The following is a 20203-nucleotide window of genomic DNA, read 5'->3' as shown; positions in this document are numbered from 1 at the left end:
GTGGAGCTGGCTGCCGTCCTGCGGATCGCTGACGAAATCCGCCGCGCGCAGATGCATGGCGCGGACGACGTCGGCGGCCGTGGCGTCGGGGGCGACGACGATGACCTGGAGATGCCGCTGCACGCTCTTGCGCATCCGCTCGACCAGGGCCAGCCCGTCGAAATGGGGAAGGGCCAACTCCACCGCCACGATGCCGATGCTGCCGTCCGCCTCCAGCGTGTCGAGCGCCGCGATGGGGTCGTGGGTCACATGGATGCGGTGGCCATTGCGTTCGAAGGCGTCGTGCATGCCGATGCCCAGCGCGCGGTCGGCGCAGGCGATCAGAATGGACGTCGCCGAAACATGAAGTCCGGTGGTGGTCTGGACCGGGCGCACCGGCCACGCCAAGGGTCGCTCCAACTCGATCCGCATCGAAGCCCTTCCCCCGTTGGGTACATGGAATGCTGTGCTTATGGATTACCACGCAAAGCAAACCATCATGGATGCAATCATGGTCCAAAATAGAGCAATCGAAAAATGTCTCGAAATTCCGTAAAAAATTGATGGGTTAGGCGGAATGGCATAAGACTGCCGATTTGCAGCGCCGCTTATTCTTGGTTTGATAAGTCAAATTCAACGGATTGCCCTTTTCGGTTGCAGTGCGGTGGGCAAAGGTGCGCGTCAGGCGGGGTCGGGCCGGAGCGGAGCCATGTCGGCGGGGTCTTCTCCAGACTGGACCCGTCTCGGAAACGGCGGTGCGGGCGATGCGCGTAAGGTGGCCGCACCCCTTGCCGGCACCGGACCCATGCGCCTGACCCTGACGACCAAGATCATTTTGCTGCTGCAGGTGGCGCTCTGTTTCGCGCTGCTCTCCACCGCGGCGCTCTCCTATCTGAAGATGGAGCGCATGGTGGAGGACACCGTGGCGTCCCGCTTCACCGTCGCCTTGCGCGGGCTGGCGGGGGAGGTCGAAGGCGCCGTCAGCCTCGGCGTGTCCATCACCGCCCTGCGCAATCTCGACGCGCTGATCCAGCGCGCGATGGCACGGGACGACCGCATCACCGGTCTGGTTCTGTTCACCGACACGGGCGAGGTGCTGGCGGCGGCGGGCCGCGGCGGGCCGATCGGGACGATCCCCGCCGGCTGGAAGGCGGCCTTCGTCCGCGACGGCAAGTCCGACCGGGTGGCGGCCGTCGCCGACGGCGACAGCCAGGCGCTCCTGCTCGGCATCCGCAACGCCTTCGGCGGCGTGGCCGGCGGCGTCGCCCTGACCTATTCGCTGGGCGAGGTGCAGGCGGGCATCCGCGGCACCATCCCGGACCTGCTGCTGTCCGGCGGCATCAATCTGCTGACCGGACTGCTGGTCACCATGATCGCGGTCTGGCTGCTGCTGCGCCCGATCCAGCGGCGTCTGCGCGAGATGACCGCCAGCATCAACATGCTGGGCATGGGCGAGCCGCCCAATCTCACCCCGGAGCTGGCGGCCTTCGCCCCCGGGCTGAAGGATTTCGCCGACCGCATCCTGGAACAGCAGCAGCACGGCGCGGAGGAGGACCATCCCCAGCCCGCCGGTCCGGCGGCGGAGACCGCGCGCCCGGCGGGAGTCACGCCATGAAGCTGTCCTTCATCCGCCGCCTGAACTGGATGCTGACGGGCGTCGTGTCCGTCCTGATGCTGGTCAGCCTCGCCGTCCAGACCAACCACGTCAACACGCTGTTCCGCCCGCTGATCGAGCCCGAGCTGGCCCGCAAGGCCGAGGTCGTCGGGTCCTACGTGGTGGCGCAGATCGACCGCGCGGTGGCGCTGGGTTTCGAGCTGGACAAGCTGGTCGGGGTGGACGAGCTGCTGTCGGACGCGCTGGCCGCCAACCCGGACGTGAAGTATCTGGCGCTGGAGATCGATGGGCGCCTTTACGCCTTTTCCGGGACAGAGGAGGCGCGGTCCGCCAACCGGCTGACCGTTGCCGACGCCCTGCCGGAGGGCGAGTCCCCGCAATTCCTCGACACCGTCCTGGCGCTGGAGGGGAACGAGGCGGCGCGGCTGCATGTCGGCGTCGATTCCGGCTATGTCCGCTCGGCCATGAACGAGGTGGTGTTCGACCTCGGCTCCGTGCTGATCGTCGCCATTCTGCTGAACATCGAAATTCTGCTGCTGGTCGTCGGTTCCTCCGTCGCGGCGCCGCTGCGCCGGGTGACGGCGGTGATGAAGCAGGCCGCCGACGGGCATCTCGGCGTGCGCGTCGCCCTGCGCAACCGCGACGAGGTGGGCGAGCTGTCGCGCGCCGTCGACTGGGCGCTGGACAGCGTGCAGCACAAGGCCGACATGACCGCCTCCGAGCAGGCGATGACCAAGATCGGTATGATGCAGCGGGTGGTGGAGCTGCGCTTCGCCATCTTCATCTTCTCGCTGGCGGAGGAGCTGACCCGCACCTTCCTGTCCGTCTACATCAAGCAACTGTTCGAGCCGGTGCCCGGCCTGTCGATGGAGATGGTCATCGGCGCGCCCATCGCCCTGTTCATGCTGCTCTGGGCGGTCAGCCAGCCGATCGCCGGCAGCGTGTCGGAGCGGCGCGGGCGGCGGGCCGTGTTCCTTGGCGGGGCGCTGCTGTCCTTCGTCGGTCTGGTCGGCTCCGGCCTCGCCACCGACCTCATCCAGCTCATTGTCGCGCGCTGTCTGACCGCCGTCGGCTACGCCAGCGTCTTCATCTCGGCCCAGGGCTTCGTCATCGACGCCACCGACCCCAAGCAGCGCGCCCAGGCCATCGCCATGTACGCTGGCGGCATCCTCAGCGCCGGCGTCTGCGGCCCGGCCATCGGCGGCGTGATCGCTGGGCAGGTGGGCTTCCGCACGACCTTCCTGATCTCCGCCGGTCTGGCGCTGCTGGCCGCCTTCATGGCGTGGCAGGTGCTGCCGCGGGTGCGTGCGGCGCAGGCGAAATCCAGCCGCGGCCTGCGTCTGGCCGACGCCGTGCTGTGCCTGCGCAACCCGCGCTTCGTCGGGCTGGCCGTCTTCAGCGCGGTCCCGGCCAAGCTGGGGCTGACGGCGCTGCTGTTCTTCCTGCTGCCGCTGGCGCTGGACGACCAGGGGGTCAGCCAGTCCTGGATCGGCCGCGTGCTGTTGCTCTACTGGCTGCTGATGATCGTGGTGTCGCCGATGGCGGCGAAGCTGTCGGACCGCTCGGGCCAACGCATCGGCTTCCTGGTGATGGGCGGGCTGGTCGCCGCCGGAGCGGCCTGGGTGCTCTCGATGCCGGGGTCGCTCGGCACGGCGCTGGCCGGGGTCGCCCTGCTGGGGGTGGCGCACGCCATGCTCGGCGCGCCGCAGCTCGCCATGCTCGCCGACGTCTGCGTCAAGGAGCGGGCGGCGCTGGGCGAGACCACGGTGATCGGCATGTTCCGCCTGATCGAGCGGTTGGGTTCGGTCATCGCTCCCTTCCTGGCCGGGTTGTTCCTGGCCCATTACGGCTACGCCGGGGCGCTGAAGGGCATCGGTGCGGTGCTGGCGGCGTGCGTCGCCGTGCAGCTGCTGCTGAGCACCCTGTTCCGCCCGCGTCCGCCCGCCGCCGACCTTCCGCAGAGGACCCCCGCATGAGCCTGTCCCGCCGCACCGTCCTGACGGGAGCCCTCACCGCTGGAACGCTGGCGGCCGGTGGCCTTCCGGCCCTTGCGCAGCCGTCCTTCGGTCCGGCGGCCAGGACTTTCACCGCCGCCAAGCCGGCGCGCATCGTCGTGCTGACCCCGCGCAAGGATGTGGGCGACGTGCTGGGCCTGCGCGACTTCATCGCGTCGAGCGGCCTGTCCGCCACGGTGGAGGTGCGCGAGGTGCCGCAGGCCTCCGCCATGCCGACGCTGCTGCCGGAGATCCGGGCGTCCAAGCCCGATCTGGTGGTGACCGTCTTCACGCCGCTGACGCTGGGAGCGGTCGGGCGCTACGACGATCCGGACCCGTCGCGCTTCCTGACCGACGTGCCGGTGGTCTTCACCTCGGTCACCGACCCGGTGGCCTCGCGGGTCGTGCGCGCGCTCGACCGTCCGGGGCGCGCGGTCACCGGCACGCGGCACATCGCGCCGGCCGCGGTGCAGATGAAGACGATGCTGTCCTACCGGCGCTGGAAGAAGATCGCCGCGGTCTACAACCCGGCCGAGGACAACATGGTCGTCGCCGTGCGCGACCTGAAGGAGGAGGCCGCCCGGCAGGGGGTGGAGATCCACGACGCCGCGCTGCCGCGCGACGCCTCCGGCGCGCCGCAGGCCGCCGCCATCCCGGACCTGATCGCCGACGCGGCTCGCGCCGGGGCGGAGCTGGTCTACATCGGTCCGGACACGCTGGTCGCCTCCAACAACAACGCCGTGGTGGCGGAGCAGGCGCTGGCCCACCGGCTGGCCACCTTCTGCTCCACCGAGCTGCCGATCCGACGGGCCAACCTGCTGATGGGGCTGGTCAGCCCGGCCGTCAACGTCGGGCGCTTCGCCGGGCTGAAGGCGGTGGAGATCCTGACCGGGGCCAAGCCAGCCGACACCATCCCGGTGGAGACTCTGAACCGCTTCTCCCTGCTTCTGCGCATCGGGGCGGCCAAGCAGCTGGACCTCTATCCGCCGATGCGCCTGCTCAACATCGCCGAAATCGTCCAGGACGCCTGACATGACGGTCCTCTCATCCCCCGAACAGACGGTCCACACGGGCATGCTGCGCGTCCGGTGCGGCGAGCCGGTCTGCGTTCCCTACCGCATCCGCTTCCTCGGCCCCGCCGACCTGCCGGCGCTGGAGGCATTCCGCGGCTACATCTTCGGGCAGTTGCCGGACATCGACGCCTATTTCCCGGAAACGCCGGAGTTCGCCGGGCTGCATCTGGGCGAGCGCGGCGTGACGCTGGGGCTGGAGGCCGAGGGTCGGCTGATCGGCTGCGCCATCCTGGGCCTGCCGCAGCCGGGCATGCCGGCCTTCGTGGACGACCTGCCGGGCACGCGCCCCGCCGTCACCGCCACCGCCCACATGGCGAGCTGCATGGTCCACCCGGACTTCCGCGGCAACGGGCTGCAACGGCTGCTGGTGACTTTGCGCACGCTCCATGCGCTGGGGGCCGGGCGCCCGCACCTGTTCTCGCGCGTCGCCCTGTCAAACCCGCGCAGCCTGGCGAACCTGCTGGCCGGCGGCTTCCTGGTGCGGCGGGTGCTGGTCATGCACGCCAGCGGCCGGCTGCGCTACCTGCTGCACCGCGACCTGGGGGCGGCGCCGCCCGCCTGGGTGCCGGGCAGCGAGCGCGTCTTCGCCGTGCCGGAACTGGACGAGCAGCGGGCGGTGATCGAGGCCGGCTGGGTCGGGCGGTCGGTGGAACTGGACGGTCCCGTGCCGCTGGTCACCTACGCGCGCCCGGTGGAGGCGGTGCCGGCCCTGTCCGAAGCCCCCCTGCCGCAGGATGCCGCGCTGGAGGTCACGCCATGAGCGTCCCTGGCAAGACGGCGGTCGTCGTCGACCCCTATTCCACCGGCATCCTTCTGGCGCCGCGCCTGCGCGCGCGGGGCTACGACGTGGTCGCGGTGCAGAGCCGCCCGGACCTTGCCCCGTCGCTGCTGCGCAGCTATCAGCCCGACGACTTCGCGGCGCACATCCTCCATGACGGCGATCTCGATGCGCTGGCCGAGCGGTTGCGCCCGCTGGCCCCGGCCTTCATCCTGCCGGGCAACGAGTCCGCGGTTGAGTTGACTGACGCGCTGGGCGCCGTTCTGGGCACGCCGGGCAACAGCCCGAAGCTGACCGCCGCGCGCCGCAACAAGTTCATGATGATCGAGCGGCTGGCCGCCGCCGGCCTGCTGACCGCCCGCCAGACCATGGCGACCGGCGCCGCGGAGGCGGTGGAGTGGGCGGCGCAGGCGGGTTGGCCCGTGGTGGCGAAGCCGATGGCCAGCGCCTCCACCGACCATGTCTATTTCTGCGACGCCCCCGCGCAGCTGCGCGCGGCGGTGGACGCCATCCTGGGCAGCCGCGACTTCTGCGGTTCGGCCAACGAGCGGGTTCTGGTGCAGACCTACCTCGACGGGCTCGAATACGTCGTCAACACGGTCAGCCGCGGCGGGCGCCACTATGTCTGCGACGTGCTGCTGTCCGCCAAGCGGGCGCTGAACGGGTCCCCCTTCGTCTACGATTATTACCGGCTTCTGCCGCCGGAAGAGCCGGTGGCGCAGGCGCTGATGGCCTACATCCGCCGGGTGCTCGACGCGCTGGAGATCACCGACGGCGCCGGCCATGCCGAGGTGCGGATGACCGCCCGCGGCCCGGCGCTGGTGGAGATCGCGGCGCGCGCCATGGGGCCGGCCGGCTCGACCACCGGCATCGCGGCGGGCACCGGGCACGATCAGGTCGATCTGCTGGTCGACGCCTTCGACGGGGCGGCGGCGGTCGGACCGCGGCTCGACGGCCATTACCGCTTCCAGGCCGACGCGATGGTCCTCTACCTGCCGGTGCTGGTGTCGGGACGTGTGGAGGCGCTGCCGGACCTCTCCATTCTGGACGGGATGGCGAGCGTTCGCGGCTACGGCCTCGTGCCGCGGGTTGGGGACGAGGTGGTGCCGACGCTCGATCTGACGCAGGTGCTGGCGAAAATCTACTTGGCGCATCCGGACCGCGCCGTGTTCGAGCGCGACTGGGCCGCCATCCGTTCGCTGGAGGACCGCCTCCAGCCGACCGTCGCGTAGCGTCGGAGCGGGCGGGCGGCAATGGCGCATGTCCCTTACGAGCAGCGCTGGGCCGCGGCCCGCAAGCGCTTCGAGGCCGCGACCGCGAAGCACCGGGCGAAGGACGCCAAGGCGGTCGCCGCCGCGCTGAACGGCGACGTCGCGCTGGTCAAGGCGCTGAAGGCCGGCGACGCCGTCCACCGCGCCGGCACCACCGGTGACGAGGCCGCAAAGGATCTCGTCGCCGCCGGGAAGGACGCCGTGAAGGCGCGCAAGGCCTATCTGGCCGCGCTGGCGAAGGCGCTGGACGAGGATGTGGCCGGTCGTGGCGACAAGGCCGCGGCGGCGGCCTGCGAGCGGGCGATGAAGGCGCTCGCCAAGGACCTCGCCGATCTTGAGGCCGCCATCGGCGCGGACGCCGACCGCGCCAAGGCGCAGGCCGCCCAGGCCGAGAAGGACGCCGCGTCGGCGGAACGCGCGCAGAAATGGTGGGAGGCGAACATCAACGGCGCGCTGGCCCGCGCCGCCGCCGGGGTCGCCAAGGTGCGCGCCAAGCCGACGCCGGAGACCTACAACGAGCTGTTCCCGGCGCTGGCCCGCGATCTCGCGACCCAGCTCGCCGCGGCGAAGGCGCTGGACGGGCTGCGCGCCGACCCGGACTTCTACCGCCGGAAGCTCGCCCCCTGGGCCGGGCAGGGCGGCGACGGGCCGCCGATGAGCGTGCCGCCCGACTACACCGCCCGCCAGATCACCGACCTCATCAAGGAGTTCGCCACCGTCTGCAAGGGCGTGGTGCAGCTGGTGGGCGGGCGGTGACGGGAGCGCCGGGCGAAGCCGCCGTTTTGGACCCAATCATCCCCGGTAGGGACGGGAGAGGAGCAATCGCCGATTCCGGGCGCGCCGGCCGCCTCATACCATGCCCGACGATAGGGTGAAGACTTGGTTAAGCGGAGGAGCTGAGACATGGGTGGTCCCCTGAAGCGCATCGACATCCCGGACATCCTGACCCAGAAGGACTGGGACAAGAAGAAGGGCGCCATCGCCAAGATCGCCGGCAAGACCGGCATCGGCGACGCGATGAAGGCGGTGGACAAGGCGCATGGCGCCATCGACTGGAAGAAGCTGAGCGTGTCGATGAACTCTCCCAGCAACGCGACGCTGGACGATCTCGACTCGCTGCTGGACGAGGCGCGGGCGGAGTACAAGCGCTCGGTCGAGCCGCTGCGCACCCAGCTCCAGAAGCTCCGTGATCTGGCCGAGGCGACGGCGAAGAAGTTCAAGTCGAACAAGCTGATTCCGAAGGACTCCGCAGCCCATGCGGAGAAGGTGGCCAAGGCCGCCGACCAGCTCTTCGTCGCCTTTAATCAATCCTCGCTCGGCGACAAGATCGTCGATGACTACGAGGGCATGAAGGACGCCATCGAGAAGGCCGACAAGGTGCGCGCCAAGGGGCGGGAGATCCTGGAAAAATATATGCTCTCCCTGGCGAAGAAGCTGAAGTCCGCGAAGACGGTGAGCGATTACCAGGACCTGTGGAAGGAGGACATCCGCGGCGTCGGCACCCAGCTGCCGAAGATGCCCGAGTTGAAGGCTTTCCTGAAAGATTGGCGCAACATCTCCTCGCAGGACGGCATCCCGGAGACCGACGAGGATGTGAAGAGCCGCTGCAAGGAGGTGATGGCCGTGCTCGCCCGCATGGACAAGCAGATGAAGGCCATGGCCTGACCGCGCCCAGCGTGGCGGCCGATCGGGTGCAAAGGGTGAGGCGTCCGGACATTCGCCGTTGTTCAGGCGATTCCGGACGCCCGTCCATTAGCGGGTTCTGTTGAAAATGCCGTGTTTGACGGTCGGAGCCAAATACAGGCCGAGCCACCGACCGGAAGGTTAAATCCACATTTTCTATAGGATTTACGATTGATGAAGCTTGTTGCGAATTTCTGAGTCGTTGTTGCGTCGATGGCTGATTATACTTCGCAGCGTGGCCGGTTTCGGTTTCATGGGGTTTCGGCTTTAAATGCCTGGGTGCATCGGTATTTCCGCAACGACCGTTTTGCGATATCTCTCATGATGGGATTGGCTCGGTGCCATTCGACCTGCGGGTCAGGCCGCGGCATGTGCCTTGCGCCAGTCGAAGGAACTTTGCCCCGGTGCCTCTGCCGCCTGCCGTCATGCCGTCCGTAAGCGCCTTCTTTGTGCGTGTCGGCCGATGGTTGGGTGCGGTTCTGCTCCTTGGACTTTTTTGCATCGCTCCGGCCCTGGCCACCGTCCTGCCGTCGGCGGAGCGTGGCGTGCTCGATCTGCGCGGCTGGTACGCCGACCTCGACGGACCGGTCTCGCTGGACGGTGAATGGCTGGTGTCCTGGGGCCGTCTGGCCGGTGAGGAAAGCCTGAATCCGCTGCCGGAGCCGGATGGGGCGCTCTGGACGCCCTTCACCCTGCCGGCCATCTGGAACGGAGCCGAGCGCCTGGATGGCCGGGAGATGGACGGGTTTGGCGCCGCCACCTTCCGCCTGAAGATTTTGCTGCCGCCTGGCATGCCGCCGTTGACGCTCAAGATGCCGCCGGTCAATTCCGCCATGCGGGTGTGGGTGGATGGCCGCCCGGTCGCGGCGGCGGGGGTGCCGGCGCTGGCCGCCGCGCAGGAGCAGCCGGCCTCCGTTTCCCGCTTCGTCACGCTGCACGGCGGGCAGCGGATCATCGAATTGGCGGTCGAGGTGTCCAACCACTTCCATTTCGAAGGCGGGATCGGGCGCACGATCTATCTCGACGCCAATGGCGGGCTGTCGCGGCTGTGGCAGCGGCAGTTGATGACCAACGCCGGCGCGCTGATGTCGCTGTCGCTGATGGCGTTGTTCATCGGCGCCTTCCTGCGCCGCCGCCTTTCGGCGGCCCCGCTGTTCCTGGTGATGCTTTTGGCCGCCTGCGCCATGAGGCTGATCTGCACCAGCGAATTGCTGCGCGTCTTCGTCCCCGGCGTGTCGGAGGTGTGGGCGTACCGGCTGGAATATTTGCCGATCTACCTGTTCTACCCGATCTACTTCCACCTGCTGCGCGAGTTGTTTCCCGGCTGCCTGCACCGTGGGGTGGGGCGCGCCATGATGGCGGTGGCCGTGCCCGGTATGTTCCTGGTGTTGGTGACCGAACCGGCGCAATTCACCAAGCTGCGCGACGTGGCGAGCCTGCTGCTGGTGCTGTCGGCGCTGTACTTCGCGTGGCGCCTCGCCGTGGCTGCCCTGCGCCGCCATTCCGGCGCGCTGCTGCTGGGGGCGGGAGCGCTGGCCTTCCTGGGGTCGGTGGTGCACGACGCGCTGATGTACGCGCATTTCTTCGAGAGCATCGACCTCGTGCCCTACGGCGCGCTGCTGTTCCTGTTCAGCCACGCGCTTGTGCTGGGGCGGCGGGTGGAGACGGCCTTCCTCAACGAGCGCCGGCTGTCGCAGGAACTGGCTGCCCTCAACGAGGGGCTGGAGCGCCAGATCGCCGAGCGCACCCGCGCCCTGTCGGATAAGTCCGCGACGCTGGAACGCTTCCTCGCCAACCTCAGCCACGAGGTTCGGACGCCGCTGAATGCCGTTCTGGGCATGGTGCGGGTGATCCGCCGCGAGGGGCCGACCGACCAGCTGGACGAACGGCTGCGCGTCGCGGACGGGGCGGGGCGGCATCTGGTCTCCATGCTCGACACCATCCTCGACCTGTCGCGGCTGGAGGCGGGCCGAATGGAACTGCATCCTCAGCCCACCGATGTGGTCGCGCTGGTGGAGGACGCCGTGGCGCTGATGCGCGCTGGTGCCGAGGAAAAGGGCATCGACCTGTCTCTTACGATCAGAGGGCTGGGGGCGGCGCGTTTTTGGATCGATCCATTGCGCCTGCGTCAGATCATTCTGAACCTGCTGAGCAACGCCGTGAAATTCACCGAGCGCGGCGGCGTGGAGGTGACGCTGAACGCGAAGCCGGCGCCGGAGGGCTTGGCAAGCGGGACCATTGTTCTGTGCCTGACCGTGGCGGACAGCGGTCCCGGCGTGCCGCGGGCGGCGCAGGCGATCATCTTCGAGCCCTTCCATCGGTTGGAGGGGAACCGCCTGGAAGGCAACCGCCGCGACGGCGCCGGGCTTGGCCTTGCCATCGTCGACGGGCTGGTGCGGCTGATGGGGGGCGACATCTGCCTGGAGGGCCGGGCGGGCGGCGGTTCCCTCTTCACCGTTTCGCTGCCGACACGCCCGTTGCCGGTTGCCGATCCCTCGCCGGACCGCGCCGCTCCGATGCCCGTTCCGGGCAGTCTGGACATCCTGGTGGTTGAGGACGCGCCGGAGAACCAGGCCGTCCTTCGCGAGTTTCTGGCGCCCGGCGGCCACCGCGCCGTCTATGTGGAAAGCGGCGAGGAGGCCCTGGCGATCCTGTCCACCCGCGCCGTGGATGTCGTCCTGCTCGACATGCGGTTGCCGGGCATCGACGGGGTGGAGGTGACGCGGCGCATCCGCGCGCTGTCCGACGCCGAGCGGGCGCTGGTGCCGGTGATCGCGGTGACCGCCAACAGCTCTCCGGAGGACCGGGCGGACTATTTGGACGCCGGCGTGGACGAGGTGGTGGCGAAGCCGGTGGACCCCGATGCGCTTCAGGATGCGCTCGCCCGCCACGCGCCATCCGGTGCCTGCGCGCCAGCTCCGTCCTTCGACATCAAGCATGCGCCGCTCACGGGTGCGCCCGTCACAGGAGGGCTGTCCAGCGCCGACCGCGCCCGGCTGATGGACCGTTTCGCCCAGGCCTGCCGGGAGGTGCTGGCGGTTCTCGACGATGAGGCATCGCCAGCCCGGCGTGTTGTCGACGCGGCGCACCGTATGAAGGGAAGTGGCGGAACCTATGGCTTTCCGGAGGTGAGCGCCGCGGCGCGGGAGTTGGAGCGGACGGCGCAGGCCGTCGAAAGCGGAAAAGAGGGCGGCGTTTCCATGCAAGGGGACGTGGCGGCGCTGCGGGACCGGCTTCACGCCGCCCTGCGCGCCATCGAAAAAGGGGAGGCGGGACTGACATGACGGCGACGGGGGTTGTTGCGGCGGAAACGGCAACGGCGGGCAGGGCATCATGAGCGTCGGATCGGAGCTGGTCGGGCGGACCGTGCTGGTGGTCGAGGACTCCCCGGAGACGCAGGATTTGATCGCAACCTATCTAGAGCATCAGGGGCTGCGGGTGCTGCGGGCCGCGAATGGGGCGGAACTGACCGCACGCATCACGGGAGACCGGCCCGATCTCGTGCTGCTGGACATCAATCTCCCGGATTGCGACGGGCTGGCCCTGGCTGAGCGGCTGCGGCTGGGGGAAACCGTTCCGCTGATCTTCGTGACCGGTCGCGACAGCCCGACCGACCGCATCGCCGGACTGTCCCACGGCGGCGACTATGTGACCAAGCCGGTCGACCTGCTGGAACTGCTGATCCGTATCCGCAACCTGCTGCGCCGCTCCGGTGCATCCGCGAGTCCGCCCGTGCCCGCCGAGAGTGCGGCGGTTGCGGCGCCCGATGCGCCGTTGACCTTCCGGGGATGGCGCCTGGATCTGGTGCGCCGTGCGCTGTTCCGTCCCGACGGTTCCTACCTCGCTTTGACGACGGGGGAGTTCAACATCCTGGCGGCGCTGGCGGCCATGCGGCCCAACCCGGTCAGCCGCGAATATTTGTTGGACGTGATCAGCAACCGTGACCCGCGCTCCATCAGCGAGCACACAGTGGACACGCTGATCACCCGGCTGCGCCGCAAGATGCGGCTGGAGGACGGCGCGGCCTCGCCGATCATTACCGTCCGTGGAGTTGGTTATGCGTTGGAATCTGACAAATCATGACGATAATGATTAATATGCAATAATAAACCGCATGTTGCTCCGAGGGAAAAGTATCAACCGCCGTTGATACGCGTTCGAACGGGGTAATGCTATACATCACCCAACGAATGATTGACGGTTCCAAGCGGGTACCTGGAGATGGCGGAACGTTCCGCCGCATCGGGTCGCCGCGCCGGGCCTGACACCGCCGCCGGCCAACCGGCGTGCGATCTGATGCGGGTGAGAGCGGCATGCAACGGTCCCTGGTATCGCGTTCGGCGGAGCGTCTCGCGCTGACTGGTCATTTGGCGGCTGGTCAAAAGGCGGCCAGTCAAACGGCTGCGGACTGCCTGGCACCGAGTTACCCGGCACCGAGTTACGCGGCGGCGCCTTCCATTCTGATCATCGGCAACGACAGCGCGGCCATCGCCGGGATCCGCGACTGTGCCCTGCGGCTTGGCCACCGGGTGCAGGACACGCGCGACGTCATCTCGGCCCTGGGCCTGCTTGATGTGGACCGCAGCGTCGGCGTCGTGTTCGTGGACGGCGGGTCGCCCTGGTTCGACGGGCTGGCGCTGATGGAACGGCTGCACCGCACCCACCGCGGCCTCGCCTGCATTCTCTTCGCCCGCAACCCCGAGGCGGACGACGTGGTGCGCGCCTTGCGGCTCGATGCTGCCGACGTGGTGACCGACCCGGAGGATGGAGCGCAGATCGAACGCGCGCTCGCCCGTGTCCTCAATGGCGGGGAGAGCGTCGCATCGTCGGTCCCGGATCGGCCGCCGGTCTCGATGGGCAGCCATGACGACGCGCTGGAGCAGGCCTACCGCCATGGGCTGGCGCTGGTCGAGACGGTGCGCGCCCTACGCGGAGAGGCCGCGGCGGCCCGCGTGATGCCCTTCGTGGCGGCCCATCGCGCGGCGACCGCCCCAGCGACCTCTCCTGCGGCGATCACGACCGCGGCTCAACCCGTTTGCGAAACGGCTTCCGATGGCGGCGCGCCGGACAGCCTTGGCATTCTGACGGCGATCCGTCGCAAACGCGCCGCCCGCGAGAAGTTCTTCCCCAAGGGCCTGTTCGAAGACCCCTGCTGGGACATGCTGCTGGACCTGATGATCAATCATCTCCAGGGGCGGCGGATTTCCGTATCCTCGCTGTGCATCGCGTCCGGCGTGGCGCAGACCACGGCGCTGCGCCGCATCACCGACCTGCACGAGCGCGGGCTGGTCCGGCGCATCGCCGACGACAAGGACGGCCGCCGCGTCTTCATCGAGCTGACCGAAGAGGGCGTGGCCGCCATGGAGCGTTACGTGGAGACGGTCGGGCCGCTGGGCTGACCGTCCGCCGCTCCGGCTTCCGCCTGACGGGAGCAGTCCGGCCAGGGGCAGGCGCAGGAGGGGAAGCGGCACTCGTCGCCGTTCACGTCGCTGGCCTGCACGGCGATCTTGTAGCGCAGGCCGTGGGCCGACGGCGTGTCGATCAGGCCGCAGGCCTCGTAGACCTCGACATTGACGCGGGCCGATTGCAGGGCAACCCGCGCGATCTGTTTGGGATCCTTCATCATCGGCGTCTCGGCCTCGCTTCCGCTGCGTCGTCGGACCTTTCAACGCATGGTCGGCGCCGTTGTGCCAGGGCGTATCGGAAGGACTTCCTTTGGTATAGCCTTGGTCCCCTTACGGTGCGTGCCACATCGACCGATAGGCCTCCTCCAGCGACCGGGCGAAGGCCGGCGCGTCGCACAACGGTGATTGACGCATGCGTTCCCGCAGTCCGGCGCGCAGCGCAGCCAGGGACTCCGGGTCGCCGACCAACGCGGCGGTCTTGGCGACGTAGTCATCCGGGCTGTCCGCCACCAGCCGGTCGGCGAGGCCCAGCGTCTCCAGGAAGCTGACCCCGATCCGCCCCGCCCAGCGGTCGCCGCGCAGGGTCACCACCGGGACGCCCATCCACAGGCTTTCGGCCGTCGTCGTCCCGCCGCCGAAGGGAGTGGGGGAGAGCGCGAGGTCGATGCGGTTGTGGCTGTTGAAATAGTCCGCCCGTGGCGTCTTTCCTTCCATGCGCAAGCGGTTCGCTGCGACGCCGTGCGCGGCGAACTGGTCGCGCAGAGCCTGCCGCACACCGTAATCGGCGAACTCCCGCGATTTCAAGAGCAGGCGGGCTTGCGGCAGGGCGGTCAGGACCTGCGCCCACAGCGCGACGGTCGGCCGGGTGATCTTGGCCCGGTTGTGGAAGGCGCCGAGCGTGACCGGCCCGCCGCCGAGCATGGGAAGCGGCCCGACCGGCACATCCTCCGCCGGTGGGGTGAAACACAGGTAGCTGTCGGGCAGGCGCCAGACCTTCTCGGTGAAGAACCGCTCCTCTCCCGGCGGCAGGACGTGGCGGTCAGCGATGATCCAGTCCATGGCCGGCAGGCCGGTGGTTCCGAAATAGCCGAGCCAGCTTGCCTGGATGGGGGCGGGCCGCCGGGCGAACAGGGTCAGGCGGTTGTTTCCGGTATGGCCGGACAGATCGACGAGGATGTCGATGCCGTCCCGGCGAATCAACTCCGCCACCGTCCCGTCGTCCATGCCGACGATCGGGCGCCATCCATCGGCGGCCGCGCGGAGGCTTTCCGTCACGTCGTCGGTGCGACCGTTGTTGGCGTAACCGAAGGCGGTGACCGCGTTGCGGTCGTGCGCCTTGAGGACGCTTTCCAGGAAATAGCCAACCGGGTGGCTGTTGAAGTCGCTGGAGACGTAGCCGATGCGCAGCGGGCGGGAGCCGTCGTCGCGGACCACCGGAGCGGTGACCGGGGCGCCACCGCTTCGTTCGGCCCAGTCGCGGGCGGCGGCGAGGAAGTCGGCGTTTCCACACTCCGGCACATAATGCTGCGCCATCAGCACGTTGCTGTGCGCCATCGGGAAATCCGGACGGTGCGTCAGCGCCGAGCGGTAGGCGGCGATGGCCTGCTTCAGATGACCTTGTCCCTTCAGGGTGTTGCCGAGGTTGGACCAGGCCAGGGCGAAATCGGGCTGGAAGGCCAGGGCGACGCGGTGGGCCGCGGCCGCTTCGCCCAGCCGGTCCTGCAGGTCCAGGGCGTAGCCAAGGTTGCCGTGGGACTGGGCGTTGGCCGGTGCCGCCTGGATGGCGTCGGTGAAGGCGGCAACGGCGGCGTCGGTCTGCCCGACCTCCAGGAACAACGAGCCGAGATTGTTCAGCGCTTCTACGAAGCCCGGTTGGAGCGCGATAGCCTGACGGTAGGCGGCAACGCTTTCGTTGGGCCGCCGCTGAAGGCGGAACAGGTTGCCCAGCCGGAAATGGATGTCCGCCCGGTCCGGGCCGAGGCGCAGAGCCGCCATCAGGGCGTCCAGCGCCTCGTCCATGCGGCCGGCATCGAGCAGGGTGGAGCCGAGATTCAGGTGGTATTCCAAAGCTTCCCGGATGGACAGGGCGGTGCGGATGCTGGCGATGCCGGAGTCGTGATCGCCCCGCTCGGACTGCAGCACGCCCAGCAGATGCCAGGCGTCGGGGTTCCGTGGCTCACGCTTCAGGATTTGGCGGTACGCCCGCTCCGCCTCGTCGCCGCGGCCGTCGTTGTGCAGAGTCAGGGCATCGGTGAGCGAGGGCCGGGTGCGGCGGCTGTCCGTCATGGAGCGTCCATCGTGGAGGCGGGCATCGTGGGGGCGGGCATCGCGGAGAAGGGCGGTGCAACTCGGGGGAGAGTAGACCGCCCGGCCCGGTCACGTCCATGAAGGAAGGGCCGCTTTTTCAGCGGAAGAGGCTTGGGACGATCCGCACCATGATCCCCGATCTCGACGCCACCAGAACGGCGTCCGACCCGGCGCGGACCCAATGATGGCCGCGCGGCGGCCGGTGCAGATGATAGGCGGCGGGCGTGGCGATGACGTAGCGCCGCGACGCGTAGACGGCGGGCAGGCGGTCGCCGGGCTTCCAGTGCCGCGCCGCTCGGTGGACCAGTGGGGGCGGGCGATTGGCTTCCGGGCGGTGCGCATTGGGTCCGCGCTGGTCCCGCTCGATCCGCGGCGGTTCCCGGTGATCCGGTCCCCAGCCGGCGGCGGAGGCGTCTTGGGTGCCCAGGCCGACCAGCATGGTGGCGGCGGTCAAGGCGGTGGTCATGGCGGCGATCAGGATGCGCGACATGGGGGTGTCCCTCTTCTCATCAGGCCGGGATCGTGATCCCAATGTCCCTGATGCTGCACGCGCCCTGTTGCCGGCGTGTGTCCGGCGGCCCCCTGTTTGGTAACGGACTGTTACGGCAAAGCTCTGTCCCTCTTCAGCCCAGTTCGAAGGTCGTCACACCGAACAGGCGCGCGGTGTCGATGGCCGGGGCGGGGCCGAGATGCATGCGGGCGGTTTCGAACTGCGGAGTCAGGCCCAACTCCTCCGCCAGCAGCACGGCGTCGCGGTTGACCTCCGGCACGTCGAGAAAGATCGGGCCGTCGCCCGCCGTGGCGGCGAGCGCCAGCGCCAGATCGCGTGCCGTGCCGCGGTCGGCGGCGTAGAGCGGGCCGATCTTGCTGCCGGTGTGGCAGGGGCGGATCACCCCGAAGCCCCGCAACGCCCCGTCGACCACGGCGGCCAGCGCGGAGGCGCCGGGCAGCGCGATCCAGTTGGACAGGAAACCGGCGCGCGGCGCCGGGAACAGCGCGCGGTCCCAGTCCAGCAGCCGGTCGAAGGGCACCGTCCGCGCGTCCACCAGCGAAGCGGCGGAGGAGGTCCCGGCGGGCGGCGCGCCGCCATAGCGGATGTTGCGATAAGCGAGCGCGAAGCCGGACTTGCGGTAGTTGTCCTGCTGCGCCACCACCCCGTCGAGACCGACGGTGCAGCCCTCCAGATGTCTCAGCCCGGCCCGCCAGAGATCCCAGCCGAGCCCGCGCCCGCGCAGCTCGGGCCGCACGATGTAAAAGCCGAGGAAGCCGAAATTCTCGGGATAGCGGACGACGGAGATGCAGGCCGCCGGCTCGCCGTCCAGTTCCCCGATCAGGAAGCCTTCGGGGTCCACCGCGTGGAAGGCCCCGGCGTCGTGCAGGCCGGGATTCCAGCCCTCCGCCCGCGCCCAGTCCACGGCCAGGTCCAACTCGGCCCGGCTCATCACGCGCACGCGGTAGCCTTTCATGACATCCCTCCGGTTCAGGGCTGCGGGGCGGGGGCGAAGCGCGCCATGTCCCCGGCGTAGGGTTTGGGCAGGGGGAAAGCGTAACCGCCGGTCTTGCCGGTGCGCAAGCCCAGCACGGCCAGCCCCTCCACCAGCTTCACCGCGGCGGTGACGCCGTCCACCACCGGCACGCCCATCTCGCCGGTCAGGGCGCGCGCCAGATCGGCCATGCCGGCGCAACCCAGGACGATGCTCTCCGCCCCATCCTCGGCGATGGCGTGGCGGATGGTCTCGCGCACCCGCTCCACGGCGCCCGAGGCCGGGTCCTCCAGCGCCAGCACCGGCACGCCGGCGGCGCGCACCCGGCAGCGCCCGGCCACGCCGTAGCGTTCCGCCAGATGCTCCAGCGCCGGGACGGAGCGCGGCATGGTGGTGACCACGCTGAACCGCCCGCCGAGCAGGGTGGCGGTCTTCATCGCCGCCTCGCAGATGCCGACCACCGGAACGGCGGAGAGGCAGCGCGCGGCGTCCAGCCCGACGTCGTCGAAGCAGGCGATCACCACGCCGTCGATGCCCGGTGCGGTGCGCCCGTGGGCGGCGATGACCTCCAGCAGGCCGGGGACGGCCAGCGCCTCGTCGTAATAGCCCTCGATGCTGGCGGGGCCCATGGCCGGGTTGGCGGCGACGATCTCCGTCCCCGGCGCCGCGACGGCGCGGGCGGCGGCCCCGGCCTTCTCGGTCATCGAAGCGGTGGTGTTCGGGTTGACGACCAGGATGCGCATGGTTGGCTCTTTGTGTCTCAAGCGGCGGCGCCGGTCCGCCGCAGCCGGCGGCGGCGCAGGATCATCACCCCGGCCAGGAACAGGCCGATGACGGTGAAGGAGAACAGCGTCGTCAGCGTGCCCAGCGCGTAGAGCACCGGCGTCGTGACGTTGGTGGTCATGCCGTAGATCTCCAGCGGCAGGGTGTTGAAGGACCCCGCGGTCATCAGCGTGCGCGCGAACTCGTCGTAGGACAGGGTGAAGCCGAACAGCCCAACGCCGATCAGGCTGGGCAGCAGGATCGGCAGCACCACATGCCGCACCGTCTGCCAGGGCGTGGCGCCGAGGTCGCGCGCCGCCTCCTCGTAGGCCGGGTTGAAGCGGTTGAAGATGGCGAAGACGATCAGCAGGCCGAAGGGCAGCGTCCAGGTCAGATGCGCGCCGAGCGCCGAGCCGTACCAGGTCGGCTCGATCCCCAGGATGTTGAAGAGCAGGCCGATGCCCAGGCTGACCAGGATCGACGGCACGATCAGGCTCGCCACCGCCAGATAGAACAGCGCCCCGCTGCCCAGGAAGCGGCGGCGGAAGGCGAAGCCGGCGAGCAGCGAGAACAGCACCGTCAGTACCATCACCGTCAGCCCCAGCGCGATGGAGCGGCGGAAGGAGCCGCCGAAATCGCCGACCGCCTGCTGCTCGAACAGGTTCCTGAACCAGTGGAGGGAGACGCCGTTCATCGGGAAGGTCAACCCGCCCTCCGGTCCCTGGAAGGACAGGATGGTGATGGTGGCGATCGGCCCGTAGAGGAACAGGACGAACAGCCCGAAGAAGGCGGCGAGCAGGTGGAAGGACAGGCCGCGCCGGGTGCCGGTGCCGGTCATCGCTTACAGCTCCTTGCGGATGTCGACGATGCGCAGCATCGCCACGACCATGATGAGGACCACGGCCAGCAGAACGACCGCGTTCGCGGCGGCGGCGGGGTACTGGAGCAGCGAGATCTCGTTGGCGATCATCAGACCGATCGAGGCGCTCTGCCCGCCGCTCATCAGGCGGACGGTGATGAAGTCGCCCATCACCAGCGTGACCACGAAGATGGAGCCGATGGCGATGCCCGGCTTGGCCAGCGGCAGGATGACGTTCCACACCACCTGCGCCGCGCTGGCGCCGCCGTCGCGCGCCGCCTCGACCAGGGCGCGGTCGATGCGCATCATCGAATTGAAGATCGGCACCACCATGAACAGCGCGTAGAGGTGCACGAAGGCCAGCACCACCGCGAAGTCAGAGAAGAGCAGGAACTCCAGCGGCTGGTCGATCAGCCCGGCGGAGATCAGCCCGGAATTCAGCAACCCGTTGCGCCCGAGGAAGGGAATCCACGAGATCATGCGGATGATGTTCGAGGTCCAGAAGGGGATCGTGCAGACCAGGAACAGCACCATCTGCCACGTCGTGGACTGGATGTGGAAGGCCAGGAAATAGGCGACCGTGAAGCCGATCAGCAGCGTGATGCCCCAGGTCAGCGCAGCGAACTTCACCGTGTTCAGGTAGGTCTTCCAGGTGACCGGGGAGGTCAGCAGCTCCTCGTAGTTGGTCAGCACGAAATCCGGGTAGATGCGGATGCTGTCGTAGTCCCAGAAGCTGACCGTCACGATGGTCAGGATGGGGATCAGAAGGAAGACCAGCAGCGTCAGCGCCAGCGGCCCGGCCTGGAGGTAGGGGACGACCCGGCGCAGCGCGGAACGGCGCACCCCGCCGCCCCGCGGTGTCGCGGACGCGCTGGACGCTTCGGATGGGACGGCGGAGACGGTCATGGCGCAGGGGTCCGGTGCCGTGGGGGAGTTGTGGTGTGGGAGAGTCTTGCCCCCACCCTGACCCTCCCCCGCTTCGCAGGGGAGGGG

General features: G+C 69.1%; 18 protein-coding genes. 10 read left to right on the top strand and 8 right to left on the bottom strand.

Annotated features, from left to right (window positions below; all coding sequences use genetic code 11):
* A partial coding sequence (locus GBZ26_RS13965) for a response regulator (protein WP_174439357.1) occupies positions 1-411 on the bottom strand: 411 nt, incomplete at its 3' end.
* A 343-nt stretch (positions 412-754) separates the two neighbouring features.
* Here GBZ26_RS13965 and GBZ26_RS13960 point away from each other — a divergent pair.
* From GBZ26_RS13960 to GBZ26_RS13915, 10 genes are all read left to right on the top strand, one after another.
* Positions 755-1594: a hypothetical protein gene (locus GBZ26_RS13960; RefSeq protein WP_343207279.1), complete on the top strand. Its 840-nt coding sequence runs from the start codon at positions 755-757 to the stop codon at positions 1592-1594.
* On the top strand, positions 1591-3570 hold the full coding sequence (locus GBZ26_RS13955) for an MFS transporter (protein WP_174439356.1): 1980 nt from the start codon (positions 1591-1593) through the stop codon (positions 3568-3570). Before GBZ26_RS13960 ends, GBZ26_RS13955 begins: the two co-directional genes overlap by 4 nt.
* Positions 3567-4619, top strand: coding sequence for an ABC transporter substrate binding protein (locus GBZ26_RS13950; RefSeq protein ID WP_174439355.1), 1053 nt, complete (start codon positions 3567-3569; stop codon positions 4617-4619). Before GBZ26_RS13955 ends, GBZ26_RS13950 begins: the two co-directional genes overlap by 4 nt.
* 1 nt (position 4620) lies before the next feature.
* On the top strand, positions 4621-5421 hold the full coding sequence (locus tag GBZ26_RS13945; protein ID WP_174439354.1) for a GNAT family N-acetyltransferase: 801 nt from the start codon (positions 4621-4623) through the stop codon (positions 5419-5421).
* Positions 5418-6671, top strand: a complete 1254-nt coding sequence (locus GBZ26_RS13940; protein WP_174439353.1) for an ATP-grasp domain-containing protein — start codon at positions 5418-5420, stop codon at positions 6669-6671. Before GBZ26_RS13945 ends, GBZ26_RS13940 begins: the two co-directional genes overlap by 4 nt.
* 21 nt (positions 6672-6692) lie before the next feature.
* Positions 6693-7466 carry a hypothetical protein gene (locus tag GBZ26_RS13935; RefSeq protein WP_174439352.1) on the top strand — a complete coding sequence of 258 codons (774 nt, stop codon included), beginning with the start codon at positions 6693-6695 and terminating at the stop codon, positions 7464-7466.
* Positions 7467-7613: 147 nt separating this feature from the next.
* On the top strand, positions 7614-8375 hold the full coding sequence (locus GBZ26_RS13930) for a hypothetical protein (protein WP_174439351.1): 762 nt from the start codon (positions 7614-7616) through the stop codon (positions 8373-8375).
* Positions 8376-8938: 563 nt separating this feature from the next.
* Positions 8939-11677, top strand: a complete 2739-nt coding sequence (locus GBZ26_RS13925; protein ID WP_343207278.1) for a response regulator — start codon at positions 8939-8941, stop codon at positions 11675-11677.
* A gap of 49 nt (positions 11678-11726) precedes the next feature.
* On the top strand, positions 11727-12476 hold the full coding sequence (locus GBZ26_RS13920) for a response regulator transcription factor (RefSeq protein WP_174439349.1): 750 nt from the start codon (positions 11727-11729) through the stop codon (positions 12474-12476).
* Positions 12477-12706: 230 nt separating this feature from the next.
* On the top strand, positions 12707-13792 hold the full coding sequence (locus GBZ26_RS13915; RefSeq protein ID WP_174439348.1) for a response regulator: 1086 nt from the start codon (positions 12707-12709) through the stop codon (positions 13790-13792).
* On the opposite strand, the gene GBZ26_RS13910 is transcribed toward GBZ26_RS13915, so the two are convergent.
* The 7 genes from GBZ26_RS13910 to GBZ26_RS13880 form a co-directional block, all read right to left on the bottom strand.
* The gene (locus GBZ26_RS13910) at positions 13762-14019 is read right to left on the bottom strand and encodes a hypothetical protein (RefSeq protein WP_109071506.1); all 258 of its coding nucleotides are present in this window, start codon (positions 14017-14019) and stop codon (positions 13762-13764) included. The genes GBZ26_RS13915 and GBZ26_RS13910 overlap by 31 nt on opposite strands.
* 109 nt (positions 14020-14128) lie before the next feature.
* Entirely contained in the window at positions 14129-16084 is a 1956-nt protein-coding gene (locus GBZ26_RS13905) for an O-linked N-acetylglucosamine transferase, SPINDLY family protein (RefSeq protein ID WP_174439347.1), read from the bottom strand.
* A 118-nt stretch (positions 16085-16202) separates the two neighbouring features.
* Entirely contained in the window at positions 16203-16595 is a 393-nt protein-coding gene (locus GBZ26_RS13900) for an RcnB family protein (RefSeq protein ID WP_174439346.1), read from the bottom strand.
* A 133-nt stretch (positions 16596-16728) separates the two neighbouring features.
* On the bottom strand, positions 16729-17571 hold the full coding sequence (locus GBZ26_RS13895) for a GNAT family N-acetyltransferase (protein ID WP_174439345.1): 843 nt from the start codon (positions 17569-17571) through the stop codon (positions 16729-16731).
* 14 nt (positions 17572-17585) lie between these two features.
* Positions 17586-18332 (bottom strand): aspartate/glutamate racemase family protein, encoded by a 747-nt coding sequence (locus GBZ26_RS13890; RefSeq protein WP_174439344.1) that lies wholly within the window; start codon positions 18330-18332, stop codon positions 17586-17588.
* A 17-nt stretch (positions 18333-18349) separates the two neighbouring features.
* Positions 18350-19189, bottom strand: coding sequence for an ABC transporter permease (locus GBZ26_RS13885; RefSeq protein ID WP_174439343.1), 840 nt, complete (start codon positions 19187-19189; stop codon positions 18350-18352).
* Positions 19190-19192: 3 nt separating this feature from the next.
* The gene (locus GBZ26_RS13880) at positions 19193-20116 is read right to left on the bottom strand and encodes an ABC transporter permease (RefSeq protein WP_174439342.1); all 924 of its coding nucleotides are present in this window, start codon (positions 20114-20116) and stop codon (positions 19193-19195) included.
* Between the last annotated feature and the right edge of the window lie 87 nt (positions 20117-20203).

Origin of the sequence: Azospirillum formosense (assembly GCF_013340925.1) — a bacterium.
GTDB classification, from domain to species: Bacteria; Pseudomonadota; Alphaproteobacteria; order Azospirillales; family Azospirillaceae; genus Azospirillum; species Azospirillum formosense.
Note: the sequence above shows the minus strand (reverse complement) of the source record. Positions and strands in the feature narration are given on the sequence as shown.